The organism is Muribacter muris (assembly GCF_004569585.1).
Lineage (GTDB): Bacteria > Pseudomonadota > Gammaproteobacteria > Enterobacterales > Pasteurellaceae > Muribacter > Muribacter muris.
The window spans coordinates 19,289-45,059 of sequence record NZ_SPPA01000009.1 but is presented as its reverse complement, the minus strand read 5'-3'; the positions used below and the strand labels follow the sequence as shown (position 1 = coordinate 45,059).

Sequence of the window (25,771 nt, the reverse complement as noted above, 5' to 3'; positions counted from 1 at the left end):
GCCTCTATCCCAGAGGCTTTTTACTTATCTGCATTGCGCTTTAAACCGCAATAGATGGTCGAGCAGAACAATCGCCGTCATCGCTTCCGCTATTGGTACGGCTCGGATTGCCACACAAGGATCGTGCCGCCCTTTTGTTACCACTTCAACCGCTTCATTGGCAGTATTCACACTGCGTCCGGGGACGGTAATGCTGGAAGTCGGTTTTAGGGCGATATGGGCAATAATCGGCTGTCCCGAGCTGATACCGCCCAAAATACCGCCAGCGTGATTAGAACAAAAACCTTGCGGGGTCATTTCATCACGATGCTGGCTGCCGTTTTGCTCAACAACGGCAAAACCGTCGCCGATTTCCACCCCTTTCACCGCATTGATAGACATTAATGCGTGAGCTAAGTCGGCATCTAGGCGGTCAAACACGGGTTCGCCCAGCCCCACCGGTACATTTTCTGCAATAACCGTTACCTTGCCGCCAACGGAATCGCCGGCTTTTTTTAATTCTCGGATTAAGGCATCAAACTGCTCAATTGCTTGCGGATCAGGGCAGAAAAACGGATTGTTGTTCACCTGCTGCCAATCAATACAAGCGGTCGTTTGCGGGGAAATTTTAACATTCCCCATTTGAGATAGATAGCCTCTCACTTCAATCCCAAACTGTTCACGCAAATATTTTTTTGCAATCGCTCCCGCTGCCACACGCATTGCTGTTTCACGGGCGGAGGAGCGACCACCGCCACGGTAATCCCGAATACCGTATTTTTGTTGATAAGTATAATCGGCGTGTCCCGGACGGTATTTATCCATAATCTCGCTGTAATCTTTTGAGCGTTGATCGCCGTTTTTAATGATTAAGCCGATACTCGTTCCGGTCGTTTTGCCTTCAAATACGCCAGATAAAATTTGCACTTCATCATTTTCACGGCGAGGTGTGGTATAACGGGATGAGCCGGGTTTACGGCGATCCAAATCCGGTTGTAAATCCGCTTCGCTAAGCATCATATTGGGCGGCACGCCGTCCACGATACAACCGAGTGCAATGCCGTGAGATTCGCCAAAGGTCGTTACCCGAAAAAGTTGTCCTATGCTGTTTCCTGCCATTTTGTATCCTTATATGTTGTGTTATGGGCGAGGTTTACCTCTAATTTATTGAAAGCAATCTGTATCTGATGTTGGTTAAATAATTCGTCAATGCGATGATACAAGAAATTGCGGGTATCCGCCCGATCGTCTAATTCTAAAACGTGTACCGCCAGCTCGTGTTCGATCCACCCTTCGCCAAAGCTGATTAAATTCACCTTCGGAGCAGGCTCGGCAATCACTTTCGGTGCATCGGTCGCCGCTTGCAGCAACAGGGCTTTGACTAAATTGAGATCTTCGCCGGAGTTGATCTTCAAGCCGATTTGTAAACGGGTAATGGTGTTATTCAACGTCCAGTTAATAAAACGATCCGTAACAAAGGCTTGGTTTGGCAATACCACTTCTTTATTATCGTCATCAATTAAAGTAGTGGAACGTAGGCGAATGCGGGTAATAACGCCGGTAAAACTGCCGACCGTTACTTTATCACCAACCCGGATAGGGCGTTCAAATAATAAAATAGTACCGGAAACAAAGCTACCAAAAATTTCCCGTACCCCAAAACCAAGACCGACGGATAACGCTGTAAACACCCACTGAATTTTACTCCACGAGATCCCCAACGCCGTAAAGGCAGAAATACAGCCTAAGGTAATAATGAGATAGGTTAATACCGCCGTGATTGTATGCGGTGTGCCTTTGGAAAATTTTACCCGAGAGAAAAAGGTAACTTCCAAGATCCCTTTGATATTTTTCACCAACACATAGGTGATCGTGATATAGAGCATTGAACGCAACATATTCAGCAAGGTAACGGATTCCACCAACTCCCCTTTAGATGTGCTTTCGATATGCTCCCACAGCACAAAGGTATTCAGGTAATTAGCCACGCCGATCAGATCCGACCAAACCGCATAGAGTGATCCGAACAAAATCACCCAGCCGATTAAATCCGCCATTCTGAAAATCTGTTCATTAACGGTAGAAATTTTAATCGTCTCTTCCGCTTTCTCTTTTGGCTCTTCCTTGCCCTGCTCGGCAGCTTGCTCACGGATTTTCTCCCGCTTATGCTGCAAACGGCGGTATGCCATTCGCCGTGACGAAATGGTTAAGGAGCGATAGGCAAAATAGCGTCCGAACACCCACACTAACGCAATCAAATAGCTCTTGATGATATGCTCGATCAGGTAAACCGCCGTATAGTAGTATCCCAATACAATCAAGACGATCAAGGTTAGCGGGACGATAAATAGCACAAACCGCAACAATTTGAACAGGCTGACGCTTCGCTTCGTGCCGTCTTCTGTATTGGCATTTTCATACTCCCTAATCCCGCGATCCAGCAACGGACGAACCAAAAACGTACACAAAGCAAGTGCAATAATCGTCATCACCTGCCCGATCACATCGTTGGTAAAGCCGATAATCTCCACCTGCGAAAAAATTGAGGAGACAAACAGCAACACCACAATCCAAACGGACTCTTTGATGATCCGTTGGAAAATCGCATTACTCTCCGGCGGCATTCCAAAGTGGCGGTACGCCAAGCCGTTCGGACGTAATAGTGAGAGAATGGTGGCAAAGAACAACCAGTAAGACGACATACTGGATACCCATTCCCACGCCGACAGCGGATCGGCAAAAAAGATGAACACCAACACGGTCGCCACAAATAGAAACATTAGGGTGCTCGGCAAATTGAGGATAATCGTCCACAACATCGCTTCCGGCGTATGCCAATGACTATCATTTTTCAGGGTATTCACTTGACCGGCAATGGTGGACAAGCGGGCTTTTATCGCCGCTTTTTTCCAAATAATCAAGCCGTAAAGCAAAAGCAAGATCAACAAAAAGACGGCGGTAGAAAACAGGTTCTGCCCTAAATTATCAAAGCCGAGATACTTGGTTAATTCCGACACCTCGGCGATCGCTAATTGCGGAAACTCTTCCACCCACGACAAATCAATCGGGTTGTTACTCTGCACCCAAAAACTCTGCAACTGCAATTTACTTTGCAGCGAGTCGCTGATGCCAATGATTTTTTTCTGAATGGACTCAATTTCGTTGGCTAAATTGAGTTTACTGTTGAGGGTTTTCACCAACTCTACCAAAATTTTTTCCCGCTCTTTGAGGATATTCTCTAAGGTTTGGCGTTCCGTATTGTCGAGGGTGATTTTGTGATCGCTCTCAATTTTAGCGATTGCCTCCGGCACATTGTACAATCCGTCCCGTTTTTGCGAGAGTTCAAAGATTTCCACCCGCAATTTTGCAATATCTTTTGCCAAACCTTTAGTCACACTTTCCGTCGGCAAGCTCTGTTTTTGCTGGTTGATAATGCGGGAAAGCACCAATGTTCCCTGCAAAGCACTGATCTGCTCCTCAATATTGTGCTGAGTTTGAGTTAAACCGTCCAACACGTTACGGGCGCGCAAACTTTCTTGGGAGAGGCTATTTGCTTTTTGGGTCTGTTCGACTAAATATTGGCTGAGCCTGGTATTTAAATTCAGTTCTTCCTGAATAATCGGATTTTCAACTTTATTGTTTGCCTTCAGTTCTTCGGCCTGTTTGGCTTGTGCCTCGTACTCTTTGACCCGAAACTCATTCAGCACATCTTGCAAGCTGGTAATTTGTTGGTAAAAACGCTGCTGCTGCAAGGTTGCAAGGCTTTTTTTCGCTTCATCAAGGTTGGAAAGCAACTCAATGTTCTGACCTAAAATCAGATTATAGCGATTATTCAGCTCTAAATAGTGAATTTCCGCATTATATTTATCAATCAACGACTTACTCGCCTGCGCATTATATTTCCAACGGGTCAGCTTTTCGATTTGCTGATGATTTTCACCGATTTGGCGGCGGGTCTGTTCAAGAGCGGAGCGATAACTTGCTAAGCTGGAATTGAGATCGCTCATTTTTCGCTGCAATTCTTGCAATTCTTGGTGAATACTGTCTTGCTTCGCTTCAATCTCTTCGCTGGTTAAGCCGTCAAAATCATTGATATTAACATCAATCTCGTCCTTCAATTTTTTGATCCTAGCTTGATACTCGGCAATCTCTTGCGGTGCGGTTTTTAGTTGGCTTTCCAACTCTTCCAGCTCTTTTTGCTGTTTTTTGGCACGCTCCAAAAAGGCTAATGTGCCTTCCAAATTTTTTGCCAGCAGCGTTGCTTCATTGGTACTGTCCGATTTTACCAGTTGGAGTTGGTTTTTTATCGCATCAATTTCCAGTGGCGAAATCTCGCCGACACTGACACTCGCAAAGCAAAATAGCCAACATAACACTAACCAATAGCCTTTTTTAAACATTGTGCTGCTCTCTAATAAGTTCTGCCACATACTGTTTTAATTGTGAACGTGAAATTTTAATGCCATTTGTTTGCCATTTTTCCGCCGCCCACGGCAAATAGTGAATCGGCTGTTTAAAGGCTTCCAACTGCTGTTTTGCAAATTGTCGGAGCTTTTCGACCGCTTGCGTTGAAAAAGGCTCGTTAAATTCCACCAGAGCTACCGGACGCTCGCCAAATTCCCGATCCGCAAGCGGTACGATCACAATATTTTTTAACAATCCGCTGGCAAATAGGGTTGCCTCAACTGCCTCCGGCTGAATATTTTCGCCGCCGGAAATAAACATATTATCCAACCGTCCGTTAATGACCAATTTACCGTTCGCCCGATATTCGCCTTTATCTTTGGTCGCAAACCAGCCCGCCGCATTGGTGAACGGCACAATCTCGCCGTGCTGCCAGTAGCCCAACCCTAACATTGCGCCTCGCACCCAAATTTCATTATCGACAATTTTGACTGCTCTGTCGGCTAACGGGTAGCCGACATTATCGTGGTCGTTTTTGACGGCGCACACCGTAGAGGCCATTTCAGTCATACCATAGCCCGCATAGGTGGTTATTCCGTTTGCTTGGGCTTGGCGGATCAACGCAGGTGGAATAAATGCACCGCCCAACAAAATATGCTGATGTGCCGTTCTATCCGTTAAGTGCGTCAAATAGCGTTGTAACTGTGTCGGCACGAGAGAGGCGTGGCTGACCTGTGCCAGCCAATGCCAAAGGCGGTTTTTCTCTTCGCAAATCACCAACGTTGCCCCTTGGCTGAGCCAACGCCATACAATGCCTTGCCCCGAAACGTGAAATAGCGGCAGGCTGAATAACCAACTATCACCTTGCCCGAACTGCATAAATTGACAGACGCCCTCGGCACTGGCTAAATGTTGCCGTATGCTGTGGACGACCGCTTTCGGCTTACCGCTCGATCCTGAGGTTAAGGTCAACGTCGCCGGCTGATCGAGGGCGGGTAACGGCAAACTGCAAGCGGGCAGTTCCAGGGAAAAATCGGCAAAATCCGCTTCACACAAGCAATGTTCGATCCGATTATCCGCCAAAATCTGATTGCGTTGGGCAGGCGGCATTGCCGGATTTAACATCAAAATGCGGGCATTTAAACTCAAGACGCCACAATAGCAGAGTAGCCCCAGCAAGCGATGCTGCCCACGATACGCCACTAATTGCTGTGCTGCTACGCCCTTGCTTTGCAGAAAGGTTGCCATTTGGCAGACTAATCGCTGCCACTGCCGCCACGAAAATTGTTCAGGTAAGAAAGAAAGAGGATCAGCCTCGCCCTTTTCCCACATCAGCGCACACTGTTCGGGAATTGCATCGCACCATTGCGCACTCGGAAAAAGGGAAAAATCTTGCATATCGGTTGAACTATCGGACTAGGATTAGGTTAAATAAAACAGTTTTTCACACGGCTGACTAAGGCTTCAGGCAGCTCCATCGCATTCATCAAAGCACACAAGATAATCCCTTTTCGCTCGGTATTATTATTGGTGATTACCCAAAACGGCGAGTCGGGAATTTGTTTGGCTTTCGCACTGCTACCGTTGGCTAAAATGGTCGCCTCGTCTTTGGCAAAGTAGATTCGCTCACTGCCCTGTACGTTTTCAGTCGCTTGGGAAAATGCCTCCGGACTCGCTCGGTACAACGCCGAAAGCAATTGCAGAAAACGGTTTACCCCTTTGCTTTCTTCCACAAACTGACTGGACACCAACACATATTCAACCCGCTTCACCACTTTTTCCTGATTGCTGAGCGTCTGCTTTTTCTTCGGCATTTTCGCCAATGTTTTCAACTCATCGATCATATTTTCTTGAACCAACACAAAGGGTTGCGGCGATGCCGGCAGGCGAAGCAAACGGCGTAAAATATCGGATGCGCTCTCGCCAATAGATTGCGTACGGCTGGCAATATAGTGGTACAATTCATCGTCAATCTCAATTGTTTTCATCTCTTTCCCCTAAATAACTTGATTCGCAAAAAATTCTAGGCATTATACGCATTTCAGATCCGTTTTGCAGGATCTTCTCTGACTTTTTACTTCATTTTAGACAAATTATGCACGAACAAACCCTACTTCACTACCACTACCAAGCTGCCACTGCGCCAAGCAGTCCAAATCCGCCGACAATGCTGTTTCTGCACGGTTTATTCGGCGATATGAATAACCTCGGCATTATCGCCAGAGCCTTTAGCGAGCAATATGGGATTTTACGGGCCGATCTACGTAATCACGGGCAATCCTTTCACAGCGATGAAATGAGTTATGCACTAATGGCAGAAGATTTACGCCGATTATTAGTGAAACTGAATTTAACGCAGGTAATTGTGGTCGGTCATTCAATGGGCGGCAAAACCGCAATGAAATTAGCAGATCTCGCCCCCGAATTAGTGGCTAAATTAGTGGTGATCGACATTGCGCCAGTGATCTATCCGCCGCACCGCCACGACAGTATTTTCGCCGGATTATTTGCCGTCAAAGCCGCCAAACCTGCTAATCGCCAACAAGCGAAAGCCGAGATTGCCAAAGGCATCAAAGACGAAGGCGTTCAGCAATTTATGCTCAAATCCTTCGATCTGAACAGCCCTGAATCATTCAAATTCAACCTGTCCGGCTTAAAACAAAACTACGAAAGGATAATGGATTGGCAGCCGGTAAACGTCAATAAACCGACCCTGTTTATTAAAGGTGAACTGTCGGACTATTTGCAGGCAAAGGATACGCCGACTATTTTGGCACAATTCCCGCAAGCCCGCTCTTTTGTGGTGAGCAATACGGATCACTGGGTACACGCCGAAAAACCGGATACGGTTATCCGCGCGATCCAGAAATTTTTAGCTTAACAAGCGGTGGGTTTTAGCGAGTATTTTGCAAAATAAAACTATTATGCCGCAAGGGTAAAAAAAGCGGGGAAACAGACCACTTGCTGTTTCCCCACTTTTTATATGAGGTTATTTTTGGCGCATTGCCGGGAATAAAATGACATCACGGATAGACGGTGCGTTGGCAAAAATCATCGCCAAGCGGTCGATCCCTAAGCCTTCGCCGGCTGTCGGCGGTAAGCCGTGTTCAAGGGCAACCACGAAGTCGTCATCGTAGAACATCGCTTCGTCATCGCCGGCTTCTTTCGCTGCCACTTGCGCTTGAAAGCGTTCTGCTTGGTCTTCCGCATCGTTTAACTCTGAGAAGCCGTTGCCGATTTCACGACCGCCGATAAAGAGTTCAAAACGGTCCGTTACCTCCGGATTTTGATCGTTACGGCGGGCAAGCGGGGAGATTTCCGCCGGATGCGCCATTAAGAAGGTCGGCTGAATAAGTTGATGCTCCGCCACTTCTTCAAAAATTGCATTAACCACCGAACCTAAGCCCCACGATTTTTGGATCTCAATATTCAGCGCTTTTGCCACGGCGACCGATTGGTCAAAATCGTGCAACTGCTCAAGAGTAATGCCGTTACCATATTTCACGATTGCATCGTGCATTGTAATGCGTTCAAAGGGTTTGCCGAAATCAAACACATATTCGCCGTAAGGCACGGTGGTCGTACCGAGAATATCCAATGCTAATTTACGCAATAACTCTTCGGTGTTATCCATTAAATCGTGGTAATCGGCATAGGCTTGGTAGTATTCAATCATTGTAAATTCAGGGTTATGGCGTACCGATACCCCTTCGTTACGGAAATTGCGGTTTAACTCAAATACCCGCTCAAAGCCGCCGACCACAAGGCGTTTCAGGTAGAGTTCCGGCGCAATGCGTAGATACATATCCACATCTAACGCATTATGGTGGGTAATAAACGGCTTGGCCGCCGCTCCGCCCGGAATAACTTGCAACATCGGGGTTTCCACTTCGATAAAATCTTTTTCCAAGAAGAATTGGCGGATACCGGACACCACTTTCGAGCGGATCACAAAGGCACGGCGAGACTCTTCGTTAGCGATTAAATCCAAATAGCGTTGGCGATAGCGCGTTTCTTGATCGGTCAAGCCTTTATGTTTGTTCGGTAGAGGACGTAATGCTTTGGTGAGAAGTTGTAATTCGGCTGCTCGCACAGTAAGTTCGCCGGTTTTGGTTTTAAACAGAGTGCCTTTGACGCCGATAATATCGCCTAAATCCAACAAACCAACGGTTTTTTCGTATTCGCCTTCGGCTAAATTATCACGGGCAACATAGAGCTGAATTTGTCCGCTTACATCTTGAATAGTGATAAAAGTAGCTTTTCCCATTGCACGACGCAGCATAATCCGCCCGGCAACCACCGCTGATACTGATTGTGTTTTTAATTCTTCACCGTCTATGTCATCATATTTTTGATGTAAATCGAGGGCTTTATCTTCACGGCGAAAGGTGTTCGGGAAAGGATTGCCACGTTCACGCAGCTGATTGAGTTTCTCACGGCGGGCTAACATTTCCCCGTTGAGATCCAGTTCTTGATTTTCCTGTTCAGACATTTGATTACCTTAACTTTTTAAAATAAATTCGGAACGTTAAAGGGCGAGATTATAAGCGATTTTCCATTGTTTTGGTAGGAAACAAGCGGTGGGATACTTGAATTATTTTGCAATAATGTCATATTGGCAATCTGACCGTCTGCTAGACTACTCTCTATTATTAAATCTAAAAAATAAGCCCCGACAATTCGGGGCTTTTTGTTAAATATCTAAATTGGCATAAAGCGCATTGTTTTCGATAAAGTCTCGGCGGGGCTCAACTTCATCACCCATCAAGGTTGTAAAGAGCTTATCGGCGGTAATCGCATCGGTAATCGTAACCTGTAACATTTTACGGGCAACGGGATCCATAGTCGTTTCCCATAGCTGTTCCGGGTTCATTTCGCCCAGCCCTTTATAGCGCTGAATGGTTAATCCTTTGCGGGATTCTTTCACTAGCCAATCAATCGCCTGTGCGAAGCTATCAATCGGCTGTTTCCGCTCGCCACGCATTATATAGGCGGTCGGTTCAAGTAAGTCTCTGAGTTGTCCGCCCAACTTAATAATACGGGCGTATTCATTGCTACTGATAAAGTTGAAGTCCAAACGGCAAGTGCTGTCAATACCGTGGGTTTTGATGACAATTTCCGGTTCGTAAATATGCCGTTCGGCATTGTAAAACACATTGGCTTGATAAGTGCTGCCGGCGGTATCTTTAGCGTTTAGCGTGTCCACCAAAGTGCTTACCCAAGCGGTTACTTCCGCTTCATTTTTTGCAAAATCCGTTGAAAGCGGCTCGTGATAGATCAGCTCATTAGAGAGTGCCAACGGATAACGGCGCACCAGCCGCTCCAGTAATTTTTGCACGGCATTATATTCGGAAATTAAACTTTCCAAGGCTAAACCGCTCAATGCCGGTGCATTTTCACTCACATACAATGCCGCACCGTCTAATGCGAGTGCCAGCTCGTATTGGGTCATTTCTTCGTTATCTTGAATATATTTCTCTTGTTTGCCTTTTTTCACTTTATATAACGGCGGTTGGGCAATATACACATAGCCCCGCTCGATCAGCTCCGGCATTTGACGGTAAAAGAAGGTCAATAATAGGGTACGAATGTGCGCACCGTCCACGTCCGCATCGGTCATAATGATGATTTTGTGGTAACGCAGCTTTTCAATATTATATTCATCACGCCCGATACCTGCGCCGAGTGCGGTGATTAAAGTTGCCACTTCTTGCGAGGAGAGCATCTTGTCAAAACGGGCTTTTTCCACATTCAGAATTTTCCCTTTTAACGGCAAAATCGCTTGATTTTTGCGATCCCTGCCCTGTTTTGCCGAGCCGCCTGCGGAATCTCCCTCCACCAAGTAGAGTTCGGACAATGCCGGATCTTTTTCCTGACAATCGGCTAATTTACCCGGTAAGCCACCTAGATCTAGCGCGCCTTTACGGCGGGTCATTTCACGGGCTTTCCGTGCAGCTTCGCGCGCCCGCGCCGCATCAATAATTTTGCTCACAATACTTTGCGCATCGTTTGGGTTTTCCAATAAATAATCCTGCAAGGCTTCATTCATCGAACTTTCTACCGCCGGACGCACTTCGGACGAGACCAATTTATCTTTCGTTTGTGAGGAGAATTTCGGATCAGGCACTTTCACGGAAATCACCGCCACTAAACCTTCACGGGCATCATCGCCGGAGGCATCAATATTGGCGTCAGCTTTTTTCAGTTTGCCGCTGTTATCCATATAATTCTTTAACGCACGGGTTAATGCGCCACGGAAACCGGCAAGGTGCGTGCCACCGTCCCGCTGCGGAATATTATTGGTAAAACAATAGACGTTTTCATTGTAGCTATCGTTCCACTGCAACGACACTTCCACACCAATGCCGTCTTTTTCGGTGGACAGATAGAACGGGGTCGGGTGAATATGATTTTTGCCTTCGTTTAAATACTCCACATACGCCCGAATACCGCCCTCATATTTAAAATGTTCCTCTTTGCCGTCCCGCTCATCAACCAATTTAATCGACACGCCGGAATTTAAGAATGATAACTCACGCAAACGTTTAGAGAGAATTTTGTATTCAAAATCGGTTTTATTTTTGAAAATGTCATAACTCGGCCAAAAGCGTACGGTTGTACCCGTTTTCTCCGTTTCACCAATCACGGTGAGCGGTGCATCGGGCTCGCCTAAAGTGTAAAACTGTTCGTGAACGTGTCCTTCACGGCGAATGGTGAGCTGTAATTTTGACGATAACGCATTCACCACCGACACCCCCACACCGTGCAAGCCGCCGGAGACTTTGTAAGAATTGTCGTCAAACTTACCGCCTGCGTGCAGTACCGTCATAATCACTTCCGCCGCCGACACTCCCTCCTCTGGGTGAATGCCGACTGGAATCCCCCGCCCGTCATCTTGCACCGACACTGAATTGTCCGAATGAATAGTAACAACAATATCATCACAATGCCCCGCCAATGCCTCGTCAATCGCATTATCCACCACTTCAAACACCATATGGTGCAAGCCCGTGCCGTCATCAGTATCACCGATATACATTCCCGGCCGTTTCCGCACGGCATCCAACCCGCGCAATACCTTAATGCTTGAAGAATCATAGTTAGTTGGTTGATTTTGCTCTGTCATTATAAATTTCCTTTTAACCGATTGATACTTAAAGCCTTTAATCACTACCCGTGTAGAATGTATCGCACAACGCTTGTCGTTTTGCCGATAAAAACCGCTTTAAGTGGATTTATACTGCTATTTTAGCAGATCCCTCGGCGATTGTCTTTTCCGAAGGGATAAGCAAAATACTCCCATATAAAAAAGAACTGATCCCAACATAATGCTGAAATCAGTTCTTAAATTAATGCTTAATTTTATTTAAAGATAAAATTACAGTTTGGTAATAATGCTAATTTACCATTGATACATATAACCTGCACCGCCAGTAAAGTTCTTCTGTGAATCATAGGAGGTCGATACTTTAATAATATGACGTCCATTATCACTTGCTCGTGAATAACCCACAGCTATAGCACTTTGACCGTTCTTCGTTCCAACGCCGACACCTAGACCAGATTTGCCCGGCAGCATCACTTGTGGAATATTGCTCATAGCAGCAACGCCGGAGATACCTGCATCGCTACGCTTGCGGTTTTTATTCACTTTATTATCAATTGAATTGATATGGCGACCAATTTGATTACCCATTTCTTTCAATTGACTCACATTCACTGCATCTGTGCCTTTCACGCCCGGTGCAACATTGCTAATCACTTTGCTGCCTGCATTAATACCTTTGCTGTTAATACTTGGACCATCTTTGATAGACACACCGTCATTGTTGATGATTGTATCGCCAATAGTAACACTACCCTCTTGACCTAAATCAACATCTTTCGCTAACTTCACGGAAAGTGTGCCTTTACCGTCGGATACCACACCGATGTTCGCTTTATCGGATAGTTTTGTCGCATCCGTTTGACCGCCGACAACGTTAACTCGGCTATTCAGTTTCTGTTTAGATACTGTACCCGTATCCCCCATAAACTCTAAACCATCGTTAAGGGTTGCTACCGTTTCGGTCGAACCATCTTGTTTGACGTATTCAATACGGGTTTTGCTTTCGCCGTCTTTGCCGTCATTACCGTCCAGACCTTTAGTGCCATTTTTCACACTAATGTTGGCAGACGCACCGTCTTTGCCGTCAGCACCTCTTGGACCGGTTAAGCCGATTGAGCCGTCTTTACCGTTGATTACAACAGATGATCCATCTTTGCCGTTTACACCGACTGAACCGTCAACACCATCTTTGCCCGGCTGACCGTCTTTACCCGGTTCGCCTTTTTCACCGATAACTAAGTTGTTACCCGTTGAAATTTCGTAACCGTTATCGATCTGTTTCACAACAATATTGTTACCTTGGTTGAGGTTAAAGGTTTCGTTATTGTTGATCCGCTTATCCGTCGCCGTATCTTGACCATTAGTCGCAAGATTAAAGCCGCTGTTTGTAATCGCTGTATGGAGCTGACCACCATTGATCGCTTGTTTGCTGTTCGGGCTAATATCCCCATCTGCCACATTGTTCACCACTTTATTACCGGCATCAATACCGTTTTGGGTGATGGATGGACCGTCTTTGATGGTGAGACCATCGTTGCCGACTGTGGTGTTACCCATTGTTAAGTTGCCGTCTTTCAACGTCGTTCCGCCAATGGTTACACTACCGTCTTTAGTCAGGTTCAGATCTTTATTGAGGCTGACCGCAAAGTCTTTACCACCTGACGCGTTAGTGCCATTCGGATCGACTTTAATGTTTGTATCACCGGCAGTAACACTTTCTTCCTTCGCAATTTGTTTTTTCATTGCATCGGAAAGATCGATCTCGTAAGTTGTTGTGAAGTTTGCTGTATCTGTTTTTCCAATCACACTAACGTTATCAGAACCTTTAACAATCGATTTTTCTGCATTAACAGTATAAATCTTATGTCCGTCCGCTACAGTTGTATTAGTTACAGTAACGTTTTTACCTTCTACAACTTCAGTTGTCGCCGCAGCCATACTTGCATTTAACTGGGAAAGGTTCACAGCATCTGTTGCATTTGTCCCATTTGCTACATTAGTGATCTGCTTATCCCCTGCATTAATGCCATCAACAGTAACACTCGGTCCACCGGCAATGGTTAGCCCTTTATCATTCAAGGTTGTATTACCAATAGTAACGCTACCGTCTTTAGTTAAGTTCAGATCTTTGGCTAACTTCACAGTGAGATTGCCGTCTTTAGTGATGACACCGATATTATTGTCGGTTAGCTTCCCTTCATCGCTCACACCGCCTGTAATATTCAAGGTTTCTCCGAGTTTCTTCGCAATCTCATCACCTTTATCGCCTTTGAACTTCAAGCCGTCATCTTTGGTTGCAATTTCACGGGTAGTGGTTGAACCGTCCGCATTAGTGGTGTTGTACACCAGACGTTCAATCCCGTTACCGCCTTTTTCCGGAGTATCCAATGTTCCCGTACCGTTTGCCACGGTGAAGTTAGCGGATGCGCCGTCTTTGCCGTTAATGCCGATTGTGCCGTCTTTACCGTTTAAAGCAATGCCTGCACCTTTTCCGTCCGCACCTTTCGGGCCGGTTAAACCGATAGAGCCGTCTTTACCGTTTAGTACCACTGACGCACCGTCTTTACCGTTCACGCCGATTGTGCCGTCAACACCGTCTTTGCCAGCCGCTCCAACTGTGATGTTGTTGGCAGTTGCAATTTCATAACCATCGTTGATTTGTTTAATCACGATGTTATTGCCGGCATTTAAGCTAAAGGTTTCGTTATTTGTTAAACGTTTACCTGCCTCATTTAAGTCTGATGCTGTTTCAACCATACCATTAGAGCCAGCCACTTTTGCAGATTTCAGCGCAAATCCGACCGCTTGCAACGTGGTATTCGTGATATCTTTGGTCGCATTTTTCAAATCGCCCGCATTAACCACATTGGTTAAAGCATCACCTGTAAGGTTATTTAACACATCATTAAAGGTCTTACCTTCCGGTAAGCTGGCATTGTTTGGTAATACGCCACTATCCACATTGGTAATTGAAACCGGCGCTGACGCATTGCCACCGATAAATTTCACTTTATTGGTTGGCTCGGCTGTCGCATTTCCGTTATCGTCCACATAGCTATTTGTGGTATTAAAGGTAATATCGGTCGTTCCTGTTGTACTATTGTAGGTTGTCCCTACTTTCACACCTTGACCGTTTTTGAAGTTAACCGTATTGCCGTGAGTTACAAAATCCACTGCATTACCGTTCTCTTTCAAGTTCCAACCTGCATTTAATACATCGCCAACTGTCGCTGCGTTATGAGTAATATTGGCATATTTATCACCGGTCGCATCTGGGTTAGACGTTGTATCGTTGGTAACAGCATCTAAATTCCCTTTCACATTGGTAATTGTGGTATTCCCTGCATTAAAGCCATCTTTATTAAGCGTTAGATTACCAATTGTGAGGCTACCGTTTTCGGTTAAGTTCAGATCTTTGGCTAACTTCACAGTGAGATTGCCGTCTTTAGTGATGACACCGATATTATTGTCGGTCAGCTTCGCTTCATCGCTCACGCCACCGGTGATATTCAAAGTTTCACCGAGTTTCTTCGCAACTGCATCACCTTTATCGCCTTTGAACTTCAAGCCGTCATCTTTGGTTGCAATTTCACGGGTGGTGGTTGAACCGTCCGTATTGGTGGTGTTGTACACCAGACGTTCAATACCGTTACCGCCTTTGTCATCTGTATCTAATGTACCCGTACCGTTTGCCACGGTGAAGTTAGCAGATGCACCGTCTTTGCCGTTAATGCCTATTGCGCCGTCTTTACCGTTTAAGGCAATACCTGCACCTTTACCATCTGCACCTTTCGGGCCGGTTAAGCCGATTGAACCGTCTTTGCCGTTAATCACAACCGCAGAACCGTCTTTACCATTCACACCGATTGTGCCGTCAACACCATCTTGACCCGCTGCTCCAACAGTGATGTTATTAGAAGTCGCAATCTCGTAGCCGTTTGCAATTTGCTTAATCACAAGATTGTTACCGGCATCCAACGTAAAGGTTTCGTTATTCGCTAAACGTTTATCTTCATCAGATAGCCCTTCTGCGCTGGATTGACCGTTTGTACCCGTCACTGCTTTTGTGGTGAGGTTAAAGCCACTGTTGGTAATCGCCGTATAGAGCTGACCGCCGTTGATTGCCTCTTTGCTACCGCTGCTGACATTACCGTCTGAAACATTGGTAATTTTCTTATCTCCGGCATTAATACCGCTTGTCGTGATATTTGGTCCGCCAACTAGGGTAAAGCCGTTATCATTTAAGGTGGTATTGCCGATTGTCAGGCTACCGTCTTTCGTTAAGTTAAGCTCTTTTGCTAATTTAACCACTAAACCACCCGCTTGATTGATTACACCAAGATTGTTATCGGTCAATTTATTGCTGTCAGTTAATCCGCCGGTAATATTTAGGGTTTCACCGAGTTTCTTCGCAATCTCATCACCACTATCACCTTTGAATTTCAAGCCGTCATCTTTAGTGGCAATCTCACGGGTCGTAGTTGTACCGTCCGTATTCGTGGTGTTGTAAACCAAACGTTCAATACCGTTACCGCCTTTTTCCAGAGTATCCAATGTTCCCGTACCGTTTGCCACGGTGAAGTTAGCGGATGCGCCGTCTTTGCCGTTGATGCCGATTGTGCCGTCTTTACCGTTTAGTACCACTGACGCACCGTCTTTACCGTTCACGCCGATTGTGCCGTCAACGCCATCTTGACCGTCTTTACCCACAGTAATATTGGTAAAGGTAACATTGTCTGCAGTTGATACTTCATAGCCGTTTTCAATCTGTTTAATGCGAACGTTATTACCCGCATCTAATGTGAAGGTTTCATTGTTCGTCAGACGTTTATCCGCCTCCGATAATCCCTCTTTCTCGCTAGATTGACCGTTGGTATCCGCCACTGCTTTTGACGCAAGCGTAAAGCCAACCGCATTTAGCGTACTATTTGTAATATCCTTAGTTGCATTTTTCAAATCACCCGCATTGACTACGTTAGTTAACGCATCGCCTGTAAGGTTATTTAACACATCATTAAAGGTCTTACCTTCCGGTAAGCTGGCATTGTTTGGTAATACGCCACTATCCACATTGGTAATTGAAACCGGCGCTGACGCATTGCCACCGATAAATTTCACTTTATTGGTTGGCTCGGCTGTCGCATTTCCGTTATCGTCCACATAGCTATTTGTGGTATTAAAGGTAATATCGGTCGTTCCTGTTGTACTATTGTAGGTTGTCCCTACTTTCACACCTTGACCGTTTTTGAAGTTAACCGTATTGCCGTGAGTTACAAAATCCACTGCATTACCGTTCTCTTTCAAGTTCCAACCTGCATTTAATACATCGCCAACTGTCGCTGCGTTATGAGTAATATTGGCATATTTATCACCGGTCGCATCTGGGTTAGACGTTGTATCGTTGGTAACAGCATCTAAATTCCCTTTCACATTGGTAATTGTGGTATTGCCTGCGTTAAAGCCATCTTTATTAAGCGTTACATTACCAATTGTGAGGCTACCGTTTTCGGTTAAGTTCAGATCTTTGGCTAACTTCACAGTGAGATTGCCGTCTTTAGTGATGACACCGATATTATTGTCGGTCAGCTTCGCTTCATCGCTCACGCCACCGGTGATATTCAAAGTTTCACCGAGTTTCTTCGCAACTGCATCACCTTTATCGCCTTTGAACTTCAAGCCGTCATCTTTGGTTGCAATTTCACGGGTGGTGGTTGAACCGTCCGTATTGGTGGTGTTGTACACCAGACGTTCAATACCGTTACCGCCTTTGTCATCTGTATCTAATGTACCCGTACCGTTTGCCACGGTGAAGTTAGCAGATGCACCGTCTTTGCCGTTAATGCCTATTGCGCCGTCTTTACCGTTTAAGGCAATACCTGCACCTTTACCATCTGCACCTTTCGGACCGGTTAAGCCGATTGAACCGTCTTTGCCGTTAATCACCACCGCAGAACCGTCTTTACCGTTCACACCGATTGTGCCGTCAACGCCATCTTGACCGTCTTTACCAGCCGTACCAACCGTAATGTTGTTTGAGGTCGCAATAGTAACTTTCTTACCGCTTTGAGTAATATTGATGTTATCGCCTGCTTCAATAGTCACGGTTTCGCCCATTGCGACTTTTTCAGTACTATTACCGCTGACTTTACCTGTACCGGATTGAGAGGTCGTGAGGTTCCAGCCCTTCTCCACTTCATTGGTAATATTCGTCACGTTTTGGTTAGTCGCATATAACTGGCTACCGTTTACCGCATCTTTACTATCGGCTGAAAGTGTGCCTGCTGTAACATTCGTGATTTTCTTATCACCAGCATCTATACCGTTTTTCGTGATGCTAGGACCATTCGCAATAGTTAAGCCCTCTTTTGTGAGGTTTACATCGCCAATAGTTAAGCTACCGTTGTCGGTTAAGTTTAGATCTTTGGCTAGTTTCACAGTGAGATTGCCGTCTTTAGTGATGACCCCGATATTATTGTCGGTTAGCTTCGCTTCATCACTCACGCCACCGGTGATATTCAAGGTTTCACCGAGTTTCTTCGCAATCTCATCACCTTTATCGCCTTTGAACTTCAAGCCGTCATCTTTGGTTGCAATTTCACGGGTCATGGTTGAACCGTCCGTATTGGTGGTGTTGTACACCAAACGTTCAATACCGTTACCGCCTTTGTCATCTGTATCTAATGTTCCCGTACCGTTTGCCACGGTGAAGTTAGCAGATGCACCGTCTTTGCCGTTAATGCCTATTGTGCCGTCTTTACCGTTTAACACAACACCAGTACCGTTTTGACCGTTCACACCGATTGTACCGTCTTTGCCGTCTTTACCGACCGTAATGTTGGTGAAAGTTACGTTTTCGGTCGTTGCCACTTCAAAACCGTTCTCAACCTGTTTGATCTGGATATTATTGCTTGCATTTAGGTTAAAGGTTTCATTGTTCGTTAAACGTTTACCTTCATCCGTTAAACCGGTTAATTCTTCGGCTACTCCATTAGTCCCGCTTACATTTGTCGTTTTTAATGCAAATCCGACCGCTTGCAATGAGGTGTTCATAATGTTTTTAGTGGCATTTTGTAAATCGCCCACATTCACAACATTATTAAGATCGCTACCGGTAATATTATTTAGCACATCATTAAAGGATTTACCTTCCGGAATTGCTTTATTATTTGGCAATACACCGCTATCCACATTGGTGATAGAAACCGGTTTGTCGTTTTCTGCACCGATGAATTTCACCTTGTTGCTCGGCTCGGTTGTTGGGTTGCCGTTGCTATCCACATAACTGTTTGTGGTGTTAAAGGTAATATTAGTTGTACCGGTAGTGCTGTTGTAATCCGTACTGACTTTTACACCCTGGCCGTCATTAAAGTTGACTGAGTTACCGTGCGTCACAAAGTCCACGTCTTTACCATTATTTTTTAAGTTCCAGCCTGCATTTAACACATCACCGACTGTTGCAGCATTATGAGTTGCATTGTCATATTTCGTGCCAGTTTTGTCCGGATTAGACGTTGTCGTGTTGGTGACTTTGTCTAACGTGCTTTGTAGGTTGCTTAAAGTCATCGGCGCTGTGGTATTGTTGTCGCCGTTATTTAATGACGCGATCACATCTGCTTTCGGTACTTCGGTTGCATCCGCGTTTGCCGTGCCGTTTGTCACATCACCTGCTTTATAGAATTTATCGCCAACTTTAACAAGCTTATCACCGTCTTTATTCGTATAAACAACCGGTAATTGTGCCGCTTCCACCACTTTTTGTGCATTCACATCGACTTCAAATTCTTTGCCGCCGGTCTCATTTGTTTTGGTTTGAGTGACTGTAACACGATCACTTGCCGCCACAACGCTTTCTTCTTTCTTGATTTGTGCCTTAGTTTCATCAGAAAGATCAACACTGTAATCGGTGATACCCGTGGTTGCATTCGGTGTAGCCGTAACGGTGATATTGCTCGAACCGTTGCTGACAACCGATTTCTCCGCATTAACCGTATAAATGGTTTGACCTGCATCACCTGTTGCATTTGTTACATTCACATTTCGACCTGCAACCACTTCCGTTTTAGCCGCTTTTGCAGAGGCATTTAGTTGTGATAGATTAACTGCATCGGTCGGGTTTGTCCCATTGGCAACATTAGTGATCGTTTTATTACCCGCATTGATACCATCTTTAGTGATATTTGGCCCACCCGTGATAGTTAAACCGCCATTTGAGAGATTTACATCGCCGATCTTCACACTACCGTTTTCGGTTAAGTTGAGATCTTTGGCTAATTTCACCGTTAATGTACCGTTTTCATTGTTCACACCGATATTTTTATCAGTTAATGCATCTTTATTTGCACCACCGGTGATATTTAAGGTTGAACCAAGTTTCTTCGCAATCTCTTTATCGTCATCACCTTTAAAGATTAAACCGTCATCTTTTGTGGCAATTTCACGGGTCGTTGTTGTACCGTCTTTATTTGTGGTGTTGTAAACAAGACGCTCAATACCTTCTTTGCCTTTATTTGGTTCATCCAACGTGCCTGTACCGTTTGCGACTGTAAAGTTCGCTGACACACCGTCTTTACCTTTCAGACCGATAGAGCCATCTTTACCGTTTAACACGACACCTTTACCGTCTGCACCGTTTACACCGATAACACCGTCTTTACCGTCTTTTCCAACTGTGATATTTGTGAACGTTACATTATCAGCCGTAGCAATTTCATAGCCGTTATCGACCTGTTTAACCAAAATATTCGTGCTTTGGTTAAGGTTAAAGGTCTCGTTATTATTGATACGCTTATCTGTTGCAACATCTTCACCGTTGGTAGCTAAGTTAAAGCCGGAATCTTTGATTGCCGTATATAATTGACCGCCGTTGACCGCATCTTTACTGTTTTCCGCAATATCGCCGTCTGCAACGTTGGTAATTTTCTTGCTACCCGCATCAATACCCGCTTTAGTGACATTCGGCCCACCGTTAATGGTTAAACCCTCTTTAGTCAGGTTCACATCGCCAATTTTTACGTTACCAGTCTCTGTTAAATCAAGGCTATTATTTAAGTTAACCTTAACTTTACCGTCAACAACGGTGGTGTTGATATTACTATTACCGCCTTCAACCTCAATCGCTTCGCCTAATTGTTTAGTAACATTGTTACCGTCTTGAGCTTTCAAGCTAAAGCCTTTATGTGCTTTTTCGATTGCCTCAGTCGCATTTTGATTTAATGCAACGGTAATATTACTGCCGCTGACATTCGTTTCGATATAATTGCCGTCTTTACCAACAATATCAAAACGTCCGCCATTTGTTACATTTACACCTGCTGCAGTATTATTTTTATCCGCACCAACAGTGAAATTTTGGATCGCATTGTTAATTTTATTTTTGGTTGCATCGGCTAAATCAAAGGCAACTTGGCCATTGCTCGCATTCGTTACAATATCCGTTGAACCTTTAAACGTTACCGTATCGGCAAGTTTATTTTCGCCTGAGGTATTGTTATCGCCTTTGTATTTTAATTTCACATCATTAGCGACTTTTGACATATTGACAGACAAATCATAATTCTTCGGATTTGTCCCTGTGCCATTTACCGTCACACTACCGTCTGTTGAATTAACCGTTGTACGACCATCATCTACATATTTTTTATTTGCCACATCCGTATTATTTGTCGGTGCCGCAACGTTAGTTAAGGTATTATTACCGAAATCGACTTTACCATTTGGTCTGATCGTTAAATTACCACTATTTACCGAACTAAAATTTGGTGTAGAGGAAGTCGCAATCGTAACTTTTTTACCTGATTGAGTAATGTTGATATTATCACCGGCATCGAGGGTAACCGTATCACCCATTGCAACTTTTGCCGTGGTATTATTAGATACGTTACCTGTACCCGATTTTGAAGTCGTAACATTCCAACCTTTATTCACTTCCGTTGTCAGATTAGTTACATTTTGATTAGTTGCATAAAGCTGGCTACCATTTACCGCATCGGTACTGGTTGGTGCAATTGTCCCATTAGTTACATTAGTAACTTTTTTATTACCTGCATTAACACCTGTATTTGTTACGCTCGGGCCATTTTTGATGGTTACACCGGTTGAATTAAGAACCGTATCACCCGTTTTCACACTTCCCGCATTCGTCAGATCAAGGGTAGTGTTTAGATTAACCGAGTAGTTTTTACCACCTGTGCTATTCTTACCATTTTCAGTCACAATCAGGTTAGAAGTGGTTGAATTAACACTTTCTTCTTTCGCTAATTGTTGTTTAGCCGTATCGGAAAGATCAACAGCATAATTCGTAGTATTATTTGCACCAACTGTTGAGGTAACTTTAACCTTATCAGAACCGTTACTTACTGTAGATTTATCAGCATTAACCGTATAAACATCGTGACCGTCCGCTGCAGAGGATTTCGTGACATTCACATTATTGCCGGCTTTGACTTCCGTTTTTGCTTTAGCCATTGAAGCATTAAGTTGGTTTAAATTTACCGCATCTGTACCACTTGTACCGTTAGCAACATTAGTTAATCTATTATTGCCAAAATCGACTTTACCGTTTGGTCTGATCGTTAAATTACCACTATTTACCGAACTAAAATTTGGTGTAGAGGAAGTCGCAATCGTGATTTTCTTACCTGTTTGAGTAATATTGATATTATCCCCTGCATCAATAGTAACCGTTTCACCCATCGCCACTTTTGATAAAGATGCACCATTTACATTACCCGTGCCAGATTTGGAGGTAGTTACATTCCATCCCTTAGCCACCTCATTTTGAAGGTTGATAATGTTTTGAGCATTATTGGTGATATTTTTGGTATTGTTAGCAATATTTGCCTTATTTTGATCAACTTGATCAATCGCATTTTTAGTCTTTTCTGTTAAATCAACTTTAACATTTCTGCCATCAACGGCAGTTGTCAGATAGGTTTCATTACCACTAACAATATCAAAATGATTTTTATCGGCATCTTTATTGACAGTGATCTTCTCACTAGCCTTACCTGCACCCAGCGTAAAATTTGAAAGTCCAGCATCACCACTCATATTTCCTAACGCTTCAATAACAGCATATAATTGCGAGCCATTGATTGCATCTGTTGATGTATTGGAAATAGACCCCGCCGCTACATTTTGAATTTGACGGTATTGATAGTCACGAGTAAGAGTTTGATTTCTTGTTGTTCGAGTACCTTTATAAGAACTCCCTGAACCAATCGAAAGCACAGGAGTGCTGTCACCAGGTTGTCCAGCAAAAGTATATTTTATCCCACCAATTTCTATTGATTTAGTTGTATTTCCAGTATTTGTCGCTCCGGCAACAGAGTGAGCACCTAATGCAATACTACCTGCCTGAGGAAAATTTCCTTTAGGATAGTCATCCCAAACAACGGCATTATGTCCTAATGCAATACTGTTTTGTTTATTCCAAACCGTTGCAGCCCCCCCAATTGCAATAGAATGCTCATTAGGCGAAACCAGATGGGGATCACTCGAAGATGTCGTATTAGAATATGTGTATGCAGGTAAACCAGTAAAATCTTCCCCTTCACCAATAACAATCGTTTTAGGATCTCCTCTATCTGCTCTGTTACCCACTTGACCCGCAAAAACAGCATCAACCGCCAAAAGAGTAATTAATCCAAGGGATATATTAGAAAGTATAAAACTCGTGTTTTTGACCAATGTCGTTATACTCTCCTTATCTACCGATTGATTACTCGATGTTGATTTACTATACCCTTTTGCTAACTCAGACACAGCGACCCAAACACCTAAAGACTGGTTCCAAATAACCTTAAATATCTTATTCATAAAGTTCCTTATTACCTTTTTGATTTAAATGGCGCGCGATTATATACAATAAAGAATTAAAAGTACACAATCGTAAAGTTCGCAAACCCAACATCCCTCAAAAAAAAAAAAAAAAAAAAAAAAAAAATCAATCACTTATACAAATTTAACAAAATTAAAACAAATGAAAAATTTACAATATTTTACCAAACAAATTAGTAGAGCTTCGCATAAATTATTGATAGATGAAAACGACATTTTGCAAAAATTTGCTGAAACTGACCGCTTGCTAAGAGAGTAAGTATCAAGCTGACAAATTTAAACTACGCAAACGTTTTCTTTTTTTGTAGAATAGTCATTTTGTTGCCTAATCCACTTTTGAGGTGCTTATGGTTGATGCCATTATTATCGGGATTATTGTTTTTTCATTACTAGTCAGTCTTTGGCGGGGCTTTGTCAGCGAAGTGCTATCTCTTGTCGGATGGGTCGTTGCTTTCTTTATCGCCAGCAAATTTTATCCGTATTTAAGCGGCTATTTATTGCAAATTAACTCTGTTTATCTACAAAACTCGGAATATCTTCGCAACGGCATTGCCGCTGCTATTTTATTTGTTATCACACTAATGATTGTCGGCATTGCCAATGCACTATTATCCCAATTAGTAGATAAAACCGGTTTAACCGGTACAGATAGGGTGCTCGGTGCTGCATTCGGTGTTTTACGCGGCATTTTCATTGTGGCGGCAATTTTATTTTTTATTGATACCTTTACCCAATTCAGCCAAAGTGAATTGTGGAAAGAATCGCAACTGATTCCCCATTTCGACTTCATCGTGAAATGGTTTTTTGAACAGCTTCAAGCAAACTCCAGTTTTCTCAAATCGACCAATTAAGAGGTAATTATGTGCGGCATTGTCGGCATTATTGGCAATACGCCTGTTAATCAGGCAATTTATGATGGTTTAACCCTTTTACAACATCGTGGGCAAGATGCGGCAGGCATTGTAACCATTGATAACGAAAACCGCTTCCGGCTGCGTAAAGCCAACGGTTTAGTCAGCGATGTATTCCGACAAGAGCATATGTTGCGCTTACAGGGCAATGTCGGTATCGGGCACGTTCGCTACCCAACGGCGGGCAGTTCTAGCGTATCGGAAGCGCAGCCTTTCTATGTAAACTCGCCTTACGGCTTAACCCTCGTGCATAACGGTAATTTAACCAACAATGCCGAACTCAAAAAGATGCTATTCACCCTTGCCAAACGCCACGTGAATACTAATTCCGATTCCGAATCCTTACTCAATATCTTCGCTCATTACCTCGATCAATACCCGAATGCGCTTACCCCCCAAAATATTTTCGATACCGTCCGCCAAACGAATAACGTCATCAAAGGCGCTTATGCTTGTTTGGCTATGATTATCGGCTACGGTATGGTGGCATTTCGTGATCCGTTCGGTATCCGACCGCTTGTACTGGGTAAACGTGAAATCAACGGCAAAACGGAATATATGTTTGCCTCCGAAAGCGTGGCACTTGATGTCGTCGGCTTTGATTATGTGCGTGATGTACAACCGGGCGAGGCAATCTACATCAGCTTTGACGGGCAATTCCACTCTGCCATTTGTGCGGATAATCCGAAGCTCAACCCGTGTATTTTTGAATACGTCTATTTTGCCCGTCCGGACTCGGTAATTGACGGCGTTTCCGTCTATGCGTCCCGTGTCCATATGGGGCGTTTACTCGGTGAGAAAATCGCACGGGAGTGGCAAACGGAGCTTGCCGATATTGACGTGGTTATTCCGATTCCGGAAACTTCAACGGATATTGCCTTGCAAATTGCCAATGTACTGAACAAGCCGTATCGACAGGGTTTTGTCAAAAATCGCTATGTGGCTCGTACCTTTATTATGCCGGGACAAGCCCAGCGTAAAAGTTCGGTACGCCGTAAACTAAACGCCATTGCGACCGAGTTTACCGGCAAAAACGTGTTATTGGTTGATGATTCCATCGTACGTGGCACAACCTCCGAGCAAATCGTGGAAATGGCACGGGCAGCCGGTGCGAAAAAAGTCTATTTTGCCTCCGCCGCACCGGAAATCCGCTACCCGAATGTGTACGGTATCGATATGCCGACCTGCCAAGAATTAGTGGCTTACGACCGTACTGTTGAACAAGTAGCAGAAATGATTGGCGTAGATAAATTGGTTTTCCAAGATTTAGCGGACTTGTTTAAATCCGTGCAAATTGAAAATCCGGCAATCCACAATTTCGATGCTTCTGTCTTTACCGGAGAATACATTACCGGTGATGTCGATTGTGCCTATCTTGATGCCGTAGCCAACGCCCGCAACGATAAGGCAAAAGCCAAACTCGCTGCTCAAGCAACCAATTTGGAAATCCACAACGAAAGATAACAAAACGCACCGTACAAGCGGTGCGTTTTAAGATATTTCCTGAAAATTACGATATTACATCGCAATA

Annotated in this window: 10 protein-coding genes and 1 pseudogene; 3 read left to right on the top strand and 8 right to left on the bottom strand. The window is 44.4% G+C overall.

Annotated features, from left to right (window positions below; translation table 11 throughout):
- Positions 1 to 24 precede the first annotated feature (24 nt).
- From aroC to seqA, 4 genes are read right to left on the bottom strand one after another with little or no spacing between them, the layout of a single operon-like run.
- Positions 25 to 1,098 carry a chorismate synthase gene (gene aroC / locus E4T80_RS05300; protein ID WP_135055755.1) on the bottom strand — a complete coding sequence of 358 codons (1,074 nt, stop codon included), beginning with the start codon at positions 1,096 to 1,098 and terminating at the stop codon, positions 25 to 27.
- The gene (gene mscK, locus E4T80_RS05295; RefSeq protein ID WP_228064779.1) at positions 1,080 to 4,409 is read right to left on the bottom strand and encodes a mechanosensitive channel MscK; all 3,330 of its coding nucleotides are present in this window, start codon (positions 4,407 to 4,409) and stop codon (positions 1,080 to 1,082) included. The genes aroC and mscK overlap by 19 nt, the downstream gene beginning before the upstream one ends.
- A complete protein-coding gene (gene menE / locus E4T80_RS05290) occupies positions 4,372 to 5,781 on the bottom strand; it encodes an o-succinylbenzoate--CoA ligase (RefSeq protein WP_135055752.1) in 1,410 nt (469 codons plus the stop codon). The genes mscK and menE overlap by 38 nt, the downstream gene beginning before the upstream one ends.
- Before the next feature lie 29 nt (positions 5,782 to 5,810).
- The gene (seqA, locus tag E4T80_RS05285; protein WP_135055749.1) at positions 5,811 to 6,371 is read right to left on the bottom strand and encodes a replication initiation negative regulator SeqA; all 561 of its coding nucleotides are present in this window, start codon (positions 6,369 to 6,371) and stop codon (positions 5,811 to 5,813) included.
- A gap of 107 nt (positions 6,372 to 6,478) precedes the next feature.
- Between seqA and E4T80_RS05280 the strand changes: the two genes are divergently transcribed.
- Positions 6,479 to 7,264 (top strand): alpha/beta fold hydrolase, encoded by a 786-nt coding sequence (locus E4T80_RS05280; RefSeq protein WP_135055747.1) that lies wholly within the window; start codon positions 6,479 to 6,481, stop codon positions 7,262 to 7,264.
- Between the two features lie 108 nt (positions 7,265 to 7,372).
- Here the strand turns inward: E4T80_RS05280 and lysS are convergent, their stop codons facing one another.
- The 4 genes and pseudogenes from lysS to E4T80_RS13330 all read right to left on the bottom strand — a co-directional run.
- Positions 7,373 to 8,875, bottom strand: coding sequence for a lysine--tRNA ligase (lysS, locus tag E4T80_RS05275; protein WP_135055744.1), 1,503 nt, complete (start codon positions 8,873 to 8,875; stop codon positions 7,373 to 7,375).
- Positions 8,876 to 9,076: 201 nt separating this feature from the next.
- Positions 9,077 to 11,509 (bottom strand): DNA topoisomerase (ATP-hydrolyzing) subunit B, encoded by a 2,433-nt coding sequence (gene gyrB / locus E4T80_RS05270; protein ID WP_135055741.1) that lies wholly within the window; start codon positions 11,507 to 11,509, stop codon positions 9,077 to 9,079.
- Between the two features lie 276 nt (positions 11,510 to 11,785).
- A complete protein-coding gene (locus E4T80_RS12770) occupies positions 11,786 to 22,540 on the bottom strand; it encodes a YadA-like family protein (RefSeq protein ID WP_233437162.1) in 10,755 nt (3,584 codons plus the stop codon).
- Positions 22,541 to 22,552: 12 nt separating this feature from the next.
- Positions 22,553 to 23,308, bottom strand: a pseudogene (locus tag E4T80_RS13330) (ESPR-type extended signal peptide-containing protein); the annotation flags it as partial.
- A 368-nt stretch (positions 23,309 to 23,676) separates the two neighbouring features.
- Between E4T80_RS13330 and E4T80_RS05215 the strand changes: the two are divergent.
- A complete protein-coding gene (locus E4T80_RS05215) occupies positions 23,677 to 24,180 on the top strand; it encodes a CvpA family protein (protein WP_047976419.1) in 504 nt (167 codons plus the stop codon).
- 9 nt (positions 24,181 to 24,189) lie between these two features.
- Complete coding sequence (purF, locus tag E4T80_RS05210) at positions 24,190 to 25,704, top strand: amidophosphoribosyltransferase (RefSeq protein ID WP_135055738.1); 1,515 nt, start codon at positions 24,190 to 24,192, stop codon at positions 25,702 to 25,704.
- Positions 25,705 to 25,771: the final 67 nt, after the last annotated feature.

Excerpts from the sequence above, each read along its gene's own strand:
- aroC (WP_135055755.1), bottom strand. The coding sequence starts at position 1,098 with ATGGCAGGAAACAGCATAGGACAACTTTTTCGGGTAACGACCTTTGGC.
- mscK (WP_228064779.1), bottom strand. The coding sequence starts at position 4,409 with ATGTGGCAGAACTTATTAGAGAGCAGCACAATGTTTAAAAAAGGCTAT.
- menE (WP_135055752.1), bottom strand. The coding sequence starts at position 5,781 with ATGCAAGATTTTTCCCTTTTTCCGAGTGCGCAATGGTGCGATGCAATT.
- seqA (WP_135055749.1), bottom strand. The coding sequence starts at position 6,371 with ATGAAAACAATTGAGATTGACGATGAATTGTACCACTATATTGCCAGC.
- E4T80_RS05280 (WP_135055747.1), top strand. The coding sequence starts at position 6,479 with ATGCACGAACAAACCCTACTTCACTACCACTACCAAGCTGCCACTGCG.
- lysS (WP_135055744.1), bottom strand. The coding sequence starts at position 8,875 with ATGTCTGAACAGGAAAATCAAGAACTGGATCTCAACGGGGAAATGTTA.
- gyrB (WP_135055741.1), bottom strand. The coding sequence starts at position 11,509 with ATGACAGAGCAAAATCAACCAACTAACTATGATTCTTCAAGCATTAAG.
- E4T80_RS12770 (WP_233437162.1), bottom strand. The coding sequence starts at position 22,540 with ATGAGTGGTGATGCTGGACTTTCAAATTTTACGCTGGGTGCAGGTAAG.
- E4T80_RS05215 (WP_047976419.1), top strand. The coding sequence starts at position 23,677 with ATGGTTGATGCCATTATTATCGGGATTATTGTTTTTTCATTACTAGTC.
- purF (WP_135055738.1), top strand. The coding sequence starts at position 24,190 with ATGTGCGGCATTGTCGGCATTATTGGCAATACGCCTGTTAATCAGGCA.